Annotated in this window: 12 protein-coding genes; 6 read left to right on the top strand and 6 right to left on the bottom strand. The window is 62.3% G+C overall.

Translation table 11 applies throughout. From position 1 onward, the window contains the following. Nucleotides 1–73 precede the first annotated feature (73 nt). Nucleotides 74–490 (bottom strand): pilin, encoded by a 417-nt coding sequence (locus ACIOVD_RS09420; protein ID WP_095166551.1) that lies wholly within the window; start codon nucleotides 488–490, stop codon nucleotides 74–76. A 266-nt stretch (nucleotides 491–756) separates the two neighbouring features. On the opposite strand from ACIOVD_RS09420, the gene ACIOVD_RS09415 reads away from it, so the two are divergent. The 4 genes from ACIOVD_RS09415 to yacG are packed head-to-tail and all read left to right on the top strand — an operon-like array spanning nucleotide 757 to nucleotide 3,666. Further along, a complete protein-coding gene (locus tag ACIOVD_RS09415) occupies nucleotides 757–1,974 on the top strand; it encodes a type II secretion system F family protein (protein ID WP_401127278.1) in 1,218 nt (405 codons plus the stop codon). A gap of 2 nt (nucleotides 1,975–1,976) precedes the next feature. Continuing rightward, nucleotides 1,977–2,849 (top strand): A24 family peptidase, encoded by an 873-nt coding sequence (locus tag ACIOVD_RS09410; RefSeq protein ID WP_159998017.1) that lies wholly within the window; start codon nucleotides 1,977–1,979, stop codon nucleotides 2,847–2,849. Further along, nucleotides 2,846–3,469, top strand: a complete 624-nt coding sequence (gene coaE / locus ACIOVD_RS09405) for a dephospho-CoA kinase (RefSeq protein ID WP_401127276.1) — start codon at nucleotides 2,846–2,848, stop codon at nucleotides 3,467–3,469. The genes ACIOVD_RS09410 and coaE overlap by 4 nt, the downstream gene beginning before the upstream one ends. Continuing rightward, entirely contained in the window at nucleotides 3,466–3,666 is a 201-nt protein-coding gene (gene yacG, locus ACIOVD_RS09400; protein WP_095166544.1) for a DNA gyrase inhibitor YacG, read from the top strand. Before coaE ends, yacG begins: the two co-directional genes overlap by 4 nt. Here the strand turns inward: yacG and ACIOVD_RS09395 are convergent. Both ACIOVD_RS09395 and ACIOVD_RS09390 read right to left on the bottom strand, forming a co-directional pair. Continuing rightward, nucleotides 3,663–3,878, bottom strand: coding sequence for a hypothetical protein (locus tag ACIOVD_RS09395; RefSeq protein ID WP_095166542.1), 216 nt, complete (start codon nucleotides 3,876–3,878; stop codon nucleotides 3,663–3,665). The genes yacG and ACIOVD_RS09395 overlap by 4 nt on opposite strands. 63 nt (nucleotides 3,879–3,941) lie before the next feature. Continuing rightward, nucleotides 3,942–4,628, bottom strand: a complete 687-nt coding sequence (locus ACIOVD_RS09390; protein WP_095166540.1) for an energy-coupling factor ABC transporter permease — start codon at nucleotides 4,626–4,628, stop codon at nucleotides 3,942–3,944. Between the two features lie 230 nt (nucleotides 4,629–4,858). Between ACIOVD_RS09390 and ACIOVD_RS09385 the strand changes: the two genes are divergently transcribed. Then, entirely contained in the window at nucleotides 4,859–5,098 is a 240-nt protein-coding gene (locus ACIOVD_RS09385) for a DUF2790 domain-containing protein (protein WP_159998021.1), read from the top strand. Here the strand turns inward: ACIOVD_RS09385 and ACIOVD_RS09380 are convergent. The 3 genes from ACIOVD_RS09380 to ACIOVD_RS09370 form a co-directional block, all read right to left on the bottom strand. After that, nucleotides 5,093–6,361 (bottom strand): OprD family porin, encoded by a 1,269-nt coding sequence (locus tag ACIOVD_RS09380; protein WP_095166537.1) that lies wholly within the window; start codon nucleotides 6,359–6,361, stop codon nucleotides 5,093–5,095. The genes ACIOVD_RS09385 and ACIOVD_RS09380 overlap by 6 nt on opposite strands. Nucleotides 6,362–6,462: 101 nt before the next feature. Beyond that, a complete protein-coding gene (locus ACIOVD_RS09375; protein WP_401127273.1) occupies nucleotides 6,463–7,674 on the bottom strand; it encodes a benzoate/H(+) symporter BenE family transporter in 1,212 nt (403 codons plus the stop codon). 3 nt (nucleotides 7,675–7,677) lie between these two features. Then, nucleotides 7,678–9,021 carry an aromatic acid/H+ symport family MFS transporter gene (locus tag ACIOVD_RS09370; protein ID WP_095166533.1) on the bottom strand — a complete coding sequence of 448 codons (1,344 nt, stop codon included), beginning with the start codon at nucleotides 9,019–9,021 and terminating at the stop codon, nucleotides 7,678–7,680. Nucleotides 9,022–9,372: 351 nt separating this feature from the next. On the opposite strand from ACIOVD_RS09370, the gene ACIOVD_RS09365 reads away from it, so the two are divergent. After that, nucleotides 9,373–12,024, top strand: a complete 2,652-nt coding sequence (locus ACIOVD_RS09365) for an autotransporter outer membrane beta-barrel domain-containing protein (RefSeq protein WP_401127271.1) — start codon at nucleotides 9,373–9,375, stop codon at nucleotides 12,022–12,024. Nucleotides 12,025–12,027: the final 3 nt, after the last annotated feature.

Below are 12,027 nucleotides of genomic sequence, written 5' to 3'. Positions count from 1 at the left end.
TAAAAAATAATCAAAAACCCGGAATCATGCAATTTGCATGACCCGGACATTCTCGACATGCAAGTTGCCGGAATCAGCCCTCGCTGGTGGTACAGCCTTTGGGGGAGTAGTCCGCAGCTACCGTGGTCGCGCAACTCCAGCCGCCCGCCTCGGTGCGTGAAAGGGTGAGGGTGCGGTTGAGCACCGGGCCTGGCGCATTGACCAGGGTGCAGCCGAGGCTGCCTAGCCCGGAAGCACCACTGCCCGCCGCCGAGACGGTGCAATGGCTGGTGATCTCACTGGCGCCGAGTCGTTCCAGGGTCGGATCAGCCCCCTGGTTGATGACGTCTTCGAATGGCACCTTGAGCGCCGAGATCTCGGCCAGTCCGGCCGTGACCTTGGCCCGCGCCTGATATTTGGAATACAGCGGCAACGCCACCGTGACCAGAATGCCAATGATCGCCACCACGACCAGCAGTTCGATCAGGCTGAATCCCCTTTGTCCCTTCATCGCTACAACTCCCTTTCTGCATGAGGCGAAGGCTCATGCTCGGCAGCAGATAACGCACAGCCCATGCCAAGTCCGCCAGCCCTTGCAAACCGGGCAGCAAAACCTGGTTTCGCGCATCCAAGGCTTTGCAAAACCGCACTAACTGACACTATTTGTCACTGCAGCGCGCGCCCACAGCGTCCGGCCTTGGCTAGGCTTTGCAGCGCAGGCCAGATTTGCCGCGGCGTCCGCCGGCAAACACCCGACAGGTCATCAAGGATTGAGTCATGGCGGTCAAAGCAGCAAAGGTCAGCCTGTACGCCTGGCAAGGCACCGATAGAACAGGCCGCAAAATGTCCGGCGAATCGAGCGCGCAGACTCCGGCCCTGATCAAGGCCCAGTTGCGCCAGCGCGGCATCATCCCGGGCAAGGTACGCAAAAAATTCGCCCCCCTGTTCAGCGCTGGCCAACGGGTTACTGCCCAGGATATCGCGCTCTTCACTAGGCAAATGGCGACCATGCTCAAGGCCGGTGTGCCGCTGCTGCAGGCCTTCGACATCATCGCCGAAGGCTTCGACAACCCACGCATGCGGGGCCTGCTGGAGGACTTGAGACAGGACGTGATGGCCGGCAGCAGCCTGACCACCGCCCTGCGCAAAAAGCCGCAACACTTCGACGAGCTCTACTGCAACCTGATTGACGCCGGCGAGCAGGCCGGCGCCCTCGACACCTTGCTGGAGCGGGTGGCGAGTTACCGGGAAAAAACTCAACGGCTCAAGGCGCGGGTGCGTAAAGCCATGACCTACCCGCTGGCGGTGCTCCTGGTCGCGGTGATCGTCAGCGCTATCCTGTTGCTCAAGGTGGTGCCGCAGTTCGAAGTGATGTTCCAGGGTTTTGGTGCCGAGCTTCCGGCACTGACCCGCAGCGTGATCGGGCTTGCCGAATTCCTCCGGCACAGCGGCTGGCTGCTGCTAGGTGGGCTGCTCGCTGCCGCGTTGGGGGTGCACCAGACCCAACGCCGCTCCCCGAGGTTTCGCGACTGGCTACAGACGCGCTGGCTGGATCTGCCGGTGGTCGGCCCCCTGCTGCGCAAGTCGGCGGTCGCCCGCTATGCGCGCACGTTATCGACCACCTTCGCCGCCGGGGTGCCGCTGCTGGAGGCCTTGAATTCGGTGGCCGGAGCCACGGGCAATCGGGTTTTCAAACAGGCAGTGCTGGTGATCCGCCAGGACGTGTGTAGCGGCATGCAGTTGCATGTGGCGATGCGCAACAGCGGGGTATTTCCCAACCTGGCGATCCAGATGACCGCGATTGGCGAAGAATCCGGGGCGCTGGACGACATGCTCGGCAACGTCGCGAGCTACTATGAAGACGACGTCGAGACCCTGGTCGATCACCTGACCAGCCTGCTGGAACCCCTTATCATGGCTGTACTTGGGGTAATCGTCGGCGGGCTGGTGATTGCTATGTACCTGCCCATTTTCCAACTTGGTACGGCGATCTGAACATGCCCTTGAATGAATTTCTCGCCAGCTCCCCGACGGCCTTCATGATCCTGGCCCTCGGGCTGGGGCTGGTGGTCGGCAGCTTTCTCAACGTCCTGGTCTGGCGCCTGCCAAGCATGCTCGCTCGAGATTGGCGCCAGCAGGCCCGGGAGATCCTCGAGTTGCCTGGCGAGGCCCCAGGCCCCACCTACAACCTGATGCTGCCCCACTCCCATTGCCCCCACTGCAGCCATCCACTGCGCGCCTGGGAGAATATTCCACTGCTCAGCTACCTGATGCTGCGCGGGCGCTGCGCTAGCTGCAAAACTCCGATCAGTGCCCGTTACCCGCTGATCGAACTCAGTTGCGCGCTGCTCTCGGGCTTTATCGCCTGGCACCTGGGGTTTGGCTGGCAGGCCGCGGGGCTACTGGTGTTGAGCTGGGGCCTGTTGGCCCTGTGCCTGATCGACGCCGACCATCAGTTACTGCCCGACGTACTGGTCATGCCGTTGCTGTGGCTGGGGGTGATCGTCAACGCGTTCGAACTGTTCGTGCCACTCCAGGACGCCGTGTGGGGCGCCGTAGCCGGCTACCTGAGCTTGTGGACGGTGTATTGGCTGTTCAAGTTGATCACCGGCAAGGAAGGCATCGGCCATGGCGACTTCAAGCTCCTGGCACTACTGGGGGCCTGGGGTGGCTGGCAGATCTTGCCGCTGACGATCCTGCTGGCCTCGCTGGTGGGGGCGGTCAGCGGACTGCTCTGGCTGCGCTGGAAACGGGCGAAAACCTCGACGCCGATCCCCTTCGGTCCCTATCTGGCAATTGCCGGCTGGATTGCCATGCTCTGGGGTGGTCAAATAACCGACTTCTATTGGCAGTTTGTCGGTTTGCAATGAATACCCCTGTGGAACAACCCTGGATTCTCGGCCTCACCGGTGGCATCGGTAGTGGCAAAAGCGCGGCGGCCCAGCATTTCATCGACCTCGGTATCCATGCGGTGGATGCCGATCATGCTGCGCGCTGGGTGGTCGAGCCCGGCCGCCCGGCACTGGCGCAGATTGCCCAGCACTTCGGTGACGACGTGTTGCAGGCAGACGGCCAACTGGATCGGGCAGCACTGCGCAAGCTGATCTTCGAAATCCCCGAGGAGCGCCGTTGGCTGGAAAAGCTCCTGCATCCATTGATCGCCGAGGAAATTGCCGCGCACCTGGCGCGCGCAAAATCGCCGTATGCGATCCTGGTATCACCCTTGCTGATCGAGTCCGGGCAGTACTCCATGACCCAACGGGTGCTGGTGATCGATGCCCCCGAACAACTGCAGATCGAACGCACCCTGCAGCGCGACCAGACCAGCGAACAGCAGGTCCAGGCGATTCTCAAGGCGCAGTCCAGCCGTCAGGAGCGCATCCGCCATGCCGACGATGTGCTGGTCAATGACCGCGACCTCGCCTGGCTGCACAGCGAAGTCGAACGCCTGCATAACTTTTACCTAACTTTGCGTGGAGGCCAGTCATGAGCCAACCCCCTGTCGTCACCTGCCCAACCTGCGGCGCCCCCGTGGAATGGAGCGCCAGCAGCACCTTCCGGCCGTTTTGCTCGGACCGCTGCAAACTCATCGACCTCGGCGCCTGGGCCTCGGAAGAACACAAGATCCCGGTCAGCCCGGACGCGGAAGACGATCTGTTCAGCGAAGACTTCGAACCGCGCCACTAAGGCCGCATGAAGCTGTAGTCGGCACTGTCATCGAGGTTCTCGGCCAGGAACTGCAGTTCATCGGCCAGGTCCTCGACACTGCGCACTCCCTTGCTCTCCTCGACCACCGCGCTGAGCAAGGCGCGCAGGCTCAACCCCGGCTCAAAACCGGCCGCCTCCGCCGACGCCAGACTGTCGCGCAACTCTTGCCTCGCCCACTGGTAAACGCTCATGCGGCTGCTCCTGAGGATTTCTCGGAGCATAGGTGCGTCTGTCCAGCGACCTGTTGATAAGGATCAAGACTTGTCATCGTCCTTCCACGGCGCCGACAGGTAACGGGTGCGGTTGAAGGTCTCCAGCCACTCGGGGCAGAACACCACCAGGGCGCTGATCACCATGCCGTTGATAAAGGCTTCGGGAAAGATGATCAGCCACAGGTAGCCGACAAAATCCTCGAGCCATTCCGGCAGCGCAAAACGCTCGTCGAACCACAGCACGCCCAACGCCAGCAACAGGCAGAGCAGCGCCGACAAGGCGGCGGCAAAAAACCCCGAGCAAAAGATATACACAAACGGATTACGCGGTTGCGCGCGCTCCACCAGCAATGCGCAGCCTTCGGTGACCAGCACCGGCAGCAGGATCAGCAAGGCACCGTTGACCCCCATCGCCGCCAGGTCCTGGCGCCCCAGCAACACCAGGCCGACCTGGGCGACCAGCCCGCCGACGATCGCCAGCGGCCAGTCGAGCAGCAGGGTCACGGCGGTCATGCCGATGAAGTGATAGGACACACCGGTGTCGAAGTCGCGCCGCACCAGCCAGAGCAGGAACAATGCGAACACCGTGCCGAACAGCAGGTGCTGGCGTCGACTGTCGCTGAACAGTTCGACCCAGGGCGCGCGCGCGATGGCCCAGAGCAACACCGGCACGTAGAGCAACCACCCTACCGTGAGGGTGAACGGTGACAGCAGTTCGGCACCGATCATGCCGCGGCCTCCATCCACCCTATTGCGCAGACCTTCACGTCAGACTCCTTGGCGAAACCGAACAGGCCATCAGTCTACACCGCCCTGCTGCTCCCTGGCGCACAGCCAAGGGCCCTGCCAGTGCGGCGACTGTTACGTTTCCTGCAACACTGCATCCGGTTTTACCCCCTTTTTCAGCGGCCGGCGAAGACTAAACTTCAGGTATCGAGATCCACACGGAGTACCGCAAGATGAAAAGCCTGATCAGCCTGTTGCTGGCCCTGGTTGCCACCTCGGCCTTGGCCGCCGGTAACGAACCGCCTGCCACTCCCTACGACCCCGCGCAGCCGCTGGACATTGCCAAGGTGGTTTCAGTCTCCGACACTGCCAGCGGTTGCGGCGTGGTGCCGGCGAGCATGGTCTATGTCGACCACCAGGGCCAGACCCACCGGGTGTCTTACCAGGTCATGGGCGACTGCAGCGGCTCATAACAGGGTCCAGGTGTAACTGAGGATCAGGCGGTTTTCGTCGATGTCACTGCGGTAGTTGGACCGCGCCATCGCATTGCGCACTCGAATCCCCAGGCCCTTGAGGCTGCCGCTCTGCAGCACGTAACCCAGATCCAGGTCGCGCTCGCGATCCTTGCCTTCATAGCCTTTGCCGGTGTCGACATTATTGCCGGTGATGTAACGCACGGTACTGGTCAGCCCGGGCACACCGAGCGCCGCAAAGTCATAGTCGTAACGTACCTGCCAGGACCGTTCGTCGGTGTAGGCAAACTCGTAGGTGGGCACCTCGTTGCCCAGTGGCGAGATATTGGCAAAGACGCGTGGGAAGGCACTGTCACCAAACATGCCCTGGTAACCGAGGTAGAAGGTGTGGCCACCACGTTTGGCCGACAGCAGGGAGAAGAACGCCTGGTTGTCGATATTGCCCAGCAGCTGTTTGCCGTCTTGCTTCGAATCGTAGTAGCCCAGGTTCGCGCCCAAGGTCCAGTCCCCTAGCGGCTCACTGTGTTTGAGCCCGAGAAAGCGTTGGTTGTAGATATCTTCCAGTTGCCCGTACCAGGCACTGAGCGAGCTGCGCTTGTCATTGAACGCGTAGTCGGCCCCGGCAAAGTTGAAGCCGTCGCTGCTGACCTGGCGCTGTGGCACATGCCCCAGCATGGCCTGCATCTTTTCATCGCCGGACTCGTTGCGCAGGCTGGTGGAGTTCAGGTGACCGCCCTGTACGGTCAGGCCATTGAGTTCGCTGGAGCTGATGCTCGCCCCCTGGTAACTGGGTGGCAGCAAGCGGATGTCGCTGAAGGCCAGCACCGGCAGGTTGGGTTGCAGCTCGCCGACCTTGAATTCGGTTTTCGAGTAACGCACTTTCAGCGCCGCGCCCAGGCGACTGTAGTCATTGGCCGCGCGGCCATCGTCCTGCACCGGTAGCAGGCCAGTGTTAACCCGGTCCGGGCTGCTGTCGAGCTTGAGGCCCAGTAGGCCGATGACATCCACGCCCACCCCGAGGGTACCCGGGGTGTAGCCGGACTTGAGGTTGAAAATGAAGCCCTGGGCCCACTCCTCGGCCTTGGACTGCTGATTGGCGCCGACGATGTCCGAGAAGTCGCGGCTGAAATAATAATTGCGCGCCTGCAAGGTCGCAGTGGTGTCTTTTACCAAGCTATTGTCGGCGGCCAGCGCACGGTCGGAAAAGCCCGAGACGAGCGTCAGGGACAACAGCGAAGCGGTTGTGGCGAGAGTCTGTTTCATCGTTTTGCTCTTATTGTTATTGATCGACAGGGTGCAGTGATCCGCCCGCAGCACTGGCGCTGCGGGGGAAGGTCAAGCGGGTAGGAATCAGTCCAGTGCGGTCAGCGCACAGACTCCGGGGCGGGCGTTGCCTTGGCCCCTGGAGCGGCGCGGCGCGCGTTCAACAGCAGGTGGGTGAGCATGCCGAAGATCAGTCCCCAGAACGCGGCGGACAAACCGAACAGCGACATCCCCGAGGCCGTCGCCAGAAAGGTCACCAGCGCCGCTTCGCGATCGTTGGGCACCGCCATCGCACCCGCCAATGCCCCGGCAATCGCCCCGAACAGCGCCAGCCCCGCGAGGGCTGCGATCAGCTCTTTGGGAAAGGCCGAAAACAGCGAGACCAGGGTCGCGCCGAAGATCCCCAGCACCAGGTAACACAAGCCGCCGACGACCCCGGCGACATACCGCTTGCCTGGGTCCTCATGAGATTCACGGCCGGTGCAGATCGCCGCAGTGATCGCCGCCAGGTTCAAACCGTGGCAGCCAAAGGGTGCGAGCAACGCCGTACCCAACGCGCTGCTGGCGATGATCGGGCTGGAGGGAGTCGAGTAACCGCTGGCTCGCAGCACTGCCATGCCGGGGACAAACTGCCCCGTCAGTGCCACCATCACCAGCGGCAACGCGATGTTCAAGGTCGCGCTCAAGCTGAATTGCGGGGTTATCCAGACCGGCGTAGCCAGGCCGATCACCAGTGCGTCGACCCGCAGGTCCCCGGCGAGCAAGGCCATGGAGCAACCCACCAGCAGCACCATCAACACCGCGTAACGCGGCATCAGGCGCTTGCACATCAGGTAGGTGGCAAACATCGCCAGCACCAGCCACGGCTTGCCCTGCAACGACACGAACAGACCGGTGCCGAAGCTGAACAGAATCCCCGCCAGCATGGCTGCGGCAATGGCGGCCGGCAGCTTGCTGATGATCCGGTCGAACGCGCCCGAGACCCCGATCAAAAAGATGATCAGGCTGCTGACCAGATACGCCCCCACCGCTTCCGGCATGCTGATCCCCGGTAACAGCGCCACCAGCAGCGCCGATCCCGGCGCCGACCAGGCGATGATCACCGGCACGCGGTAGCGCAGACTCAAGCCGATGCCCAACAGTGCACTGCCAATGGAAATCGCCCAGACCCAGGACGACAGCACCTCGCGCGACAGATGGGCGGCGTCGGCCGCCTGGAAAATGATCACCAGGGGGCCGGCATAGGAAATCACCGTGGCAATAAAACCGGCGACTGCCGCCGACAGCGAAAAGTCCCGCAATAGCCCTTTCATGCTTCAGGCACCCGATGGCGACAGCGCGCTGGTAGCGCTCGATGCGCTGCGCTGGTTACTGATGGCAAACACGGTCATGGCAATGGCAGCTACCGCACCCGGCAGGGCAAACGCCATGAAGTTGAGTTGCAACGGCAAGTTGATCCCCAGCAGGGCACCACCGAGCAATGGACCGACAATAGCACCGTTGCGACCGATACCGGAGGCCCAGCCCAAGCCGGTGGAGCGGATCGTCATGGAGTAGAACTGTGCGGCGCAGGCGTACAGCAGGATCTGCGAACCGATGGTGGTGGCACCGGCAATGGCGATCAGCAAGTACAGCAAAGGCATCGGGCTGTTGAAACCGAGCAAGGTGATCGACACCGCCGCCATGGCGAAGAACACCGCCAACACCCGCGGCAGGTTCAGCTTGTCGCCCAGCACGCCGCCACCGACGGCGCCGAAGATTGCGCCGAAGTTCAGCACCAGCAGGAACGACAGGCTCGAGCCCAGACTATAGCCAGCGTTGGCCATCAGCTTCGGCAGCCAGGAACTCAAGGCATAAACCATCAACAGGCAGCAGAAAAATGCCAGCCACAGCATCAGCGTGCGCAGCGCCCGACCTTCGCGAAACAACTGCAGCACCGGGGTTCCCGTGCCCTTCACTTCGCTCATCTGCAGTTGATCGCTGCTGTGCCCAACATACGTCGGCTCCACTCGCTCGAGGACCTTGCGTGCCTCTTCATTGCGCCCCTGGCGCAGCATGAAACCCACCGACTCGGGCAAGAAGTACATGATCAGCGGCAGCATCAACAACGGCAGCACCGCGACGTAGAACACCGACTGCCAGCCAAAACTCGGGATCAACACAATCCCCAGCCCGGCCGACAGCATGCCGCCGACCGAGTAGCCGCTGAACATGATCGCCACCAGGGTGCTGCGGATTTTTTTCGGCGCGTATTCGTTCATCAGCGCCACCACGTTGGGCATGACCCCGCCGATGCCCAGCCCAGCGATGAACCGGCAGATCCCGAACTCCGTCGGGTTGCGGGCAAACCCGTTGAGCACGGTGAAACCGCTGAACAGGATCACACACAGGGTAATGGCTTTCTTGCGGCCGATCCGGTCCGACAGCGGGCCGAAAAACAGCGCGCCGAACATCATCCCGAACAGCGCGTAACTGCCCAGGGCACCGGCCTGCAAAGGACTCAGCCCCCACTCTTTCATCAGCATCGGCAGGACCACGCCGTAGATCACCAGATCGTAGCCATCGAAGATGATGATCAGGGCACACCAGAACAGCACCATCCAGTGGAAGCGGTTGAAACGAGCGTTGTCGATCAGCTCATGTACGTCGATCTTGCGCATGGCATCTGTCTCTTGTTGTTGTTTTTTTAAGAGCATCGGTCACGGGGTAAGCGTGCGTATCACCGAGGGTAGAGAGGCCAGTGGCGCGGCAATATCCGCTTTGCGCAGATCGCTATCCGTTTTGTGCAGCGAGTGGATTGCAGAGCATCCCAGGGATCAAGGCCGGGAGCAGTGACAGCCCGCTGGTCGAAAAAGCCACACTGGCGAAATTAACCGTCTACACCTTGTACCTGACTGATGAATCAGTTTTCAGCGCGTTAGGGCAACGGCTGCAGTGAAGCGTGAACATGGGTGAAGCCAGGCCTTAAACCATCAGGACGATGCCATCACTCCTTCAGTAGGGACACTGTCATGCACCTTCATCCAAGGCTTAGCACGCTCCTGTCGTGCACCTCCCTCTTGCTGCTCGCCAGTCCCGTCGTCGAGGCGGCTTGTAGCCTGCTCCCCGGCCCCGGTGATACCAGCCATACGTGCGCCAGTGGCACCAGCGGTCCACTCACCGACACCCTGGGCAACAACTCCCTGACCTTCCCGGCCAACGGCTCCGGCGCGATCAATGGCGACGTCACGTTCGGCGCCGGAGCGGACCGGGTGTTGATGGATTCCGGCACCATTGCCGGTTCGCTGGACCAGAGCGATGGCAGCGACTCCCTGCAGATCAACGCCGGACAGATCACTGGCGCGGTCTACCAGGGCAACGGCATCGATGAGTTCAAAATGACCGGCGGGCAGATCCAGTCGCTGGCCCAGGGCGACGGTCGAGATCGTTTTCTGATGACCGCGGGCACCATCGTCGGGGCCTTCGAGGATGGCGATGTGGCGACGATGACCGGGGGCACCATCGGCCGCGTCGACATGAAACTCGATAACAACATTTTTGATATGTCGGGGGGGCGGATTATCGGCAACCTGGTCACCGCGTTTGGCCGGGATACCATCACCGTGTCAGCGGGCTCGATCGGCGGCAACATCAGCACCAGCGGCGGCGATGACATCATCAGCGTTTCTGGCGGGGTGATTGCCGGGCAGATCCGCGCCAGCGCTGGCAACGACCGCTTCACCTGGGGCAACGGCGGACAGATCAACTCCGCCATCCTCATGGGTGACGGCGACGACAGTGCCCTGTTGAGCAATCTCTCCGAGAACACACTCGCCTCCACCCCCTCCGTGGACGGTGGGCTGGGCACTGACCGCCTGAGCTTCGACAACAGCACCTCGGCAGGCGCCGCACGTTATGTCGGCTGGGAGTCAGTGAGCCTGGGCAACCGCTCGCACTTTACCCTGGCGGGGGATTTTTTCCTCGGAGACAGCGCCAGCGCCACGGGCGTATTTGCCATTGACGGCAGCAGTACCCTAGCCGTGACCCAAGGCGCTATCCGCCCCTACACCGCCGGCCAACGGACGACACTGAGCAACGCCGGAATCATCGACATGACCAACGGCAGCAGCAGTGCCAGCGATGCACTGACCGTCCATGGCAACTACGTTGGCAACAACGGGCAACTGTTGCTGCAAACGGTGCTGGGTACCGACAACTCTGCCAGTGACAAGCTGGTGGTGTCCCAAGGCACCCTCAGTGGTAACACCCAACTGGGCATCACCAACCTCGGTGGCCTGGGCGGTTTGACCCGCCAGAACGGGATCGCGGTGGTGCAGGCCCAGAACGGCGCCACCAGCAGCAGCTCTGCCTTTGCCTTGAAGGGCTCGCTGTCTGCCGGTGCCTATCAGTACTACCTGTTCAAGGGCGGGGTCACCGCAGGCTCCGAGAACAACTGGTACCTGCGCTCATCGGTGGTGGCAGTGCCGCCGCCGACCGTTCCACCCGTAGTTGTCCCACCGGTGGTGCCACCGGCCCCGCCACCGATCGAGCAGCCTGCGCCCGAGGTTGACCCGGATGAGCCCGCCGTCGAACCGCCGACCGCGCGGCCAGTAGCCCCCGTCGAGCCGAACCCGGTGCCGCCGCCACAAACCCTGGCCCAGACCTCGCCGACACCGGCCATCAGCACGCCGCCGATCCCCACGGCCGTGGCCGGCGCCGATCCGATTCCCCTGTATCGCCTGGAAGTCCCGGTGTATTCCGTGGTCCTCCCCGCCGCCCAGTTGCTGACGATGCAAGCCTTGGGCACCTTCCATGATCGTCAGGGCGAGCAAAGCCTGCTGAGCGAAACCGGCGCCGTCCCTGCTGGCTGGGGCCGTATGTATGGCAGTAATCTGCAAAAAAGCTGGTCCGGCACTGTGGCCCCGAGCTTTGACGGCTCGCTCCAGGGCTTTCAGATTGGCCATGACCTGTATGCCTCGCAGACCAGCGGCGGACAGTTGCAACGCTTCGGTTTTTTTGTCGGCCACAGTCATCTGCAAGGCGACGTCGATGGGTTTGCCGAAGGCTTCGAGGATCGACGCTCGGGACGGGTCAAGCTCGACGGCGATCAGGTAGGCGCCTACTGGACCCTGGTCGACCCCAGCGGCTGGTACCTCGATACCGTAGCGATGTGGTCGAGCCTGGACGGCGACAACCGCTCCGATCGCGGAGTCAAGATCGACACCGATGGCCATGCGCTGGCACTGTCCGTGGAGGCGGGATACCCGATTGCCGTCGCGCAAGACTGGGTGCTGGAGCCCCAGGTGCAGGTAATCAACCAGCAAATTGACCTGGACTCGCAGAACGACGGCATCTCCAATGTCGCATTCGACTCCCAGGACTACTGGACCGGCCGCCTCGGTGCCCGCCTCAAGGGGCGGTTCGTGGCACAGGACATCCCGCTCGAGCCCTATCTGCGGGCCAACCTGTGGAAAACTTTCGGCGGTTACGACACCGTCACCTATAACGACATCGATCGGATCAAGAGCGAGCATGAGTCTTCATCTGCGGATCTGGGCGTGGGCCTGGTGGCGAAGCTGTCTTCGAGTGTCAGCGTTTACATGGGGGCCGACTACAACACCCATCTGGACAGCAACGACCTGGACGGCGTCTCCGGCAATCTGGGCATGCGCATGAGCTGGTAGACG

Origin of the sequence: Pseudomonas sp. NPDC087626, from assembly GCF_044743405.1 — a bacterium.
In the GTDB taxonomy this organism is placed as follows: Bacteria; Pseudomonadota; Gammaproteobacteria; order Pseudomonadales; family Pseudomonadaceae; genus Aquipseudomonas.
This window is presented reverse-complemented; position numbering and strand designations above follow the sequence as displayed.

Bases quoted from the DNA above. Each gene is read 5' to 3' on its own strand.
- ACIOVD_RS09420 (WP_095166551.1), bottom strand. From the start codon at position 490: ATGAAGGGACAAAGGGGATTCAGCCTGATCGAACTGCTGGTCGTGGTG.
- ACIOVD_RS09415 (WP_401127278.1), top strand. From the start codon at position 757: ATGGCGGTCAAAGCAGCAAAGGTCAGCCTGTACGCCTGGCAAGGCACC.
- ACIOVD_RS09410 (WP_159998017.1), top strand. From the start codon at position 1,977: ATGCCCTTGAATGAATTTCTCGCCAGCTCCCCGACGGCCTTCATGATC.
- coaE (WP_401127276.1), top strand. From the start codon at position 2,846: ATGAATACCCCTGTGGAACAACCCTGGATTCTCGGCCTCACCGGTGGC.
- yacG (WP_095166544.1), top strand. From the start codon at position 3,466: ATGAGCCAACCCCCTGTCGTCACCTGCCCAACCTGCGGCGCCCCCGTG.
- ACIOVD_RS09395 (WP_095166542.1), bottom strand. From the start codon at position 3,878: ATGAGCGTTTACCAGTGGGCGAGGCAAGAGTTGCGCGACAGTCTGGCG.
- ACIOVD_RS09390 (WP_095166540.1), bottom strand. From the start codon at position 4,628: ATGATCGGTGCCGAACTGCTGTCACCGTTCACCCTCACGGTAGGGTGG.
- ACIOVD_RS09385 (WP_159998021.1), top strand. From the start codon at position 4,859: ATGAAAAGCCTGATCAGCCTGTTGCTGGCCCTGGTTGCCACCTCGGCC.
- ACIOVD_RS09380 (WP_095166537.1), bottom strand. From the start codon at position 6,361: ATGAAACAGACTCTCGCCACAACCGCTTCGCTGTTGTCCCTGACGCTC.
- ACIOVD_RS09375 (WP_401127273.1), bottom strand. From the start codon at position 7,674: ATGAAAGGGCTATTGCGGGACTTTTCGCTGTCGGCGGCAGTCGCCGGT.
- ACIOVD_RS09370 (WP_095166533.1), bottom strand. From the start codon at position 9,021: ATGCGCAAGATCGACGTACATGAGCTGATCGACAACGCTCGTTTCAAC.
- ACIOVD_RS09365 (WP_401127271.1), top strand. From the start codon at position 9,373: ATGCACCTTCATCCAAGGCTTAGCACGCTCCTGTCGTGCACCTCCCTC.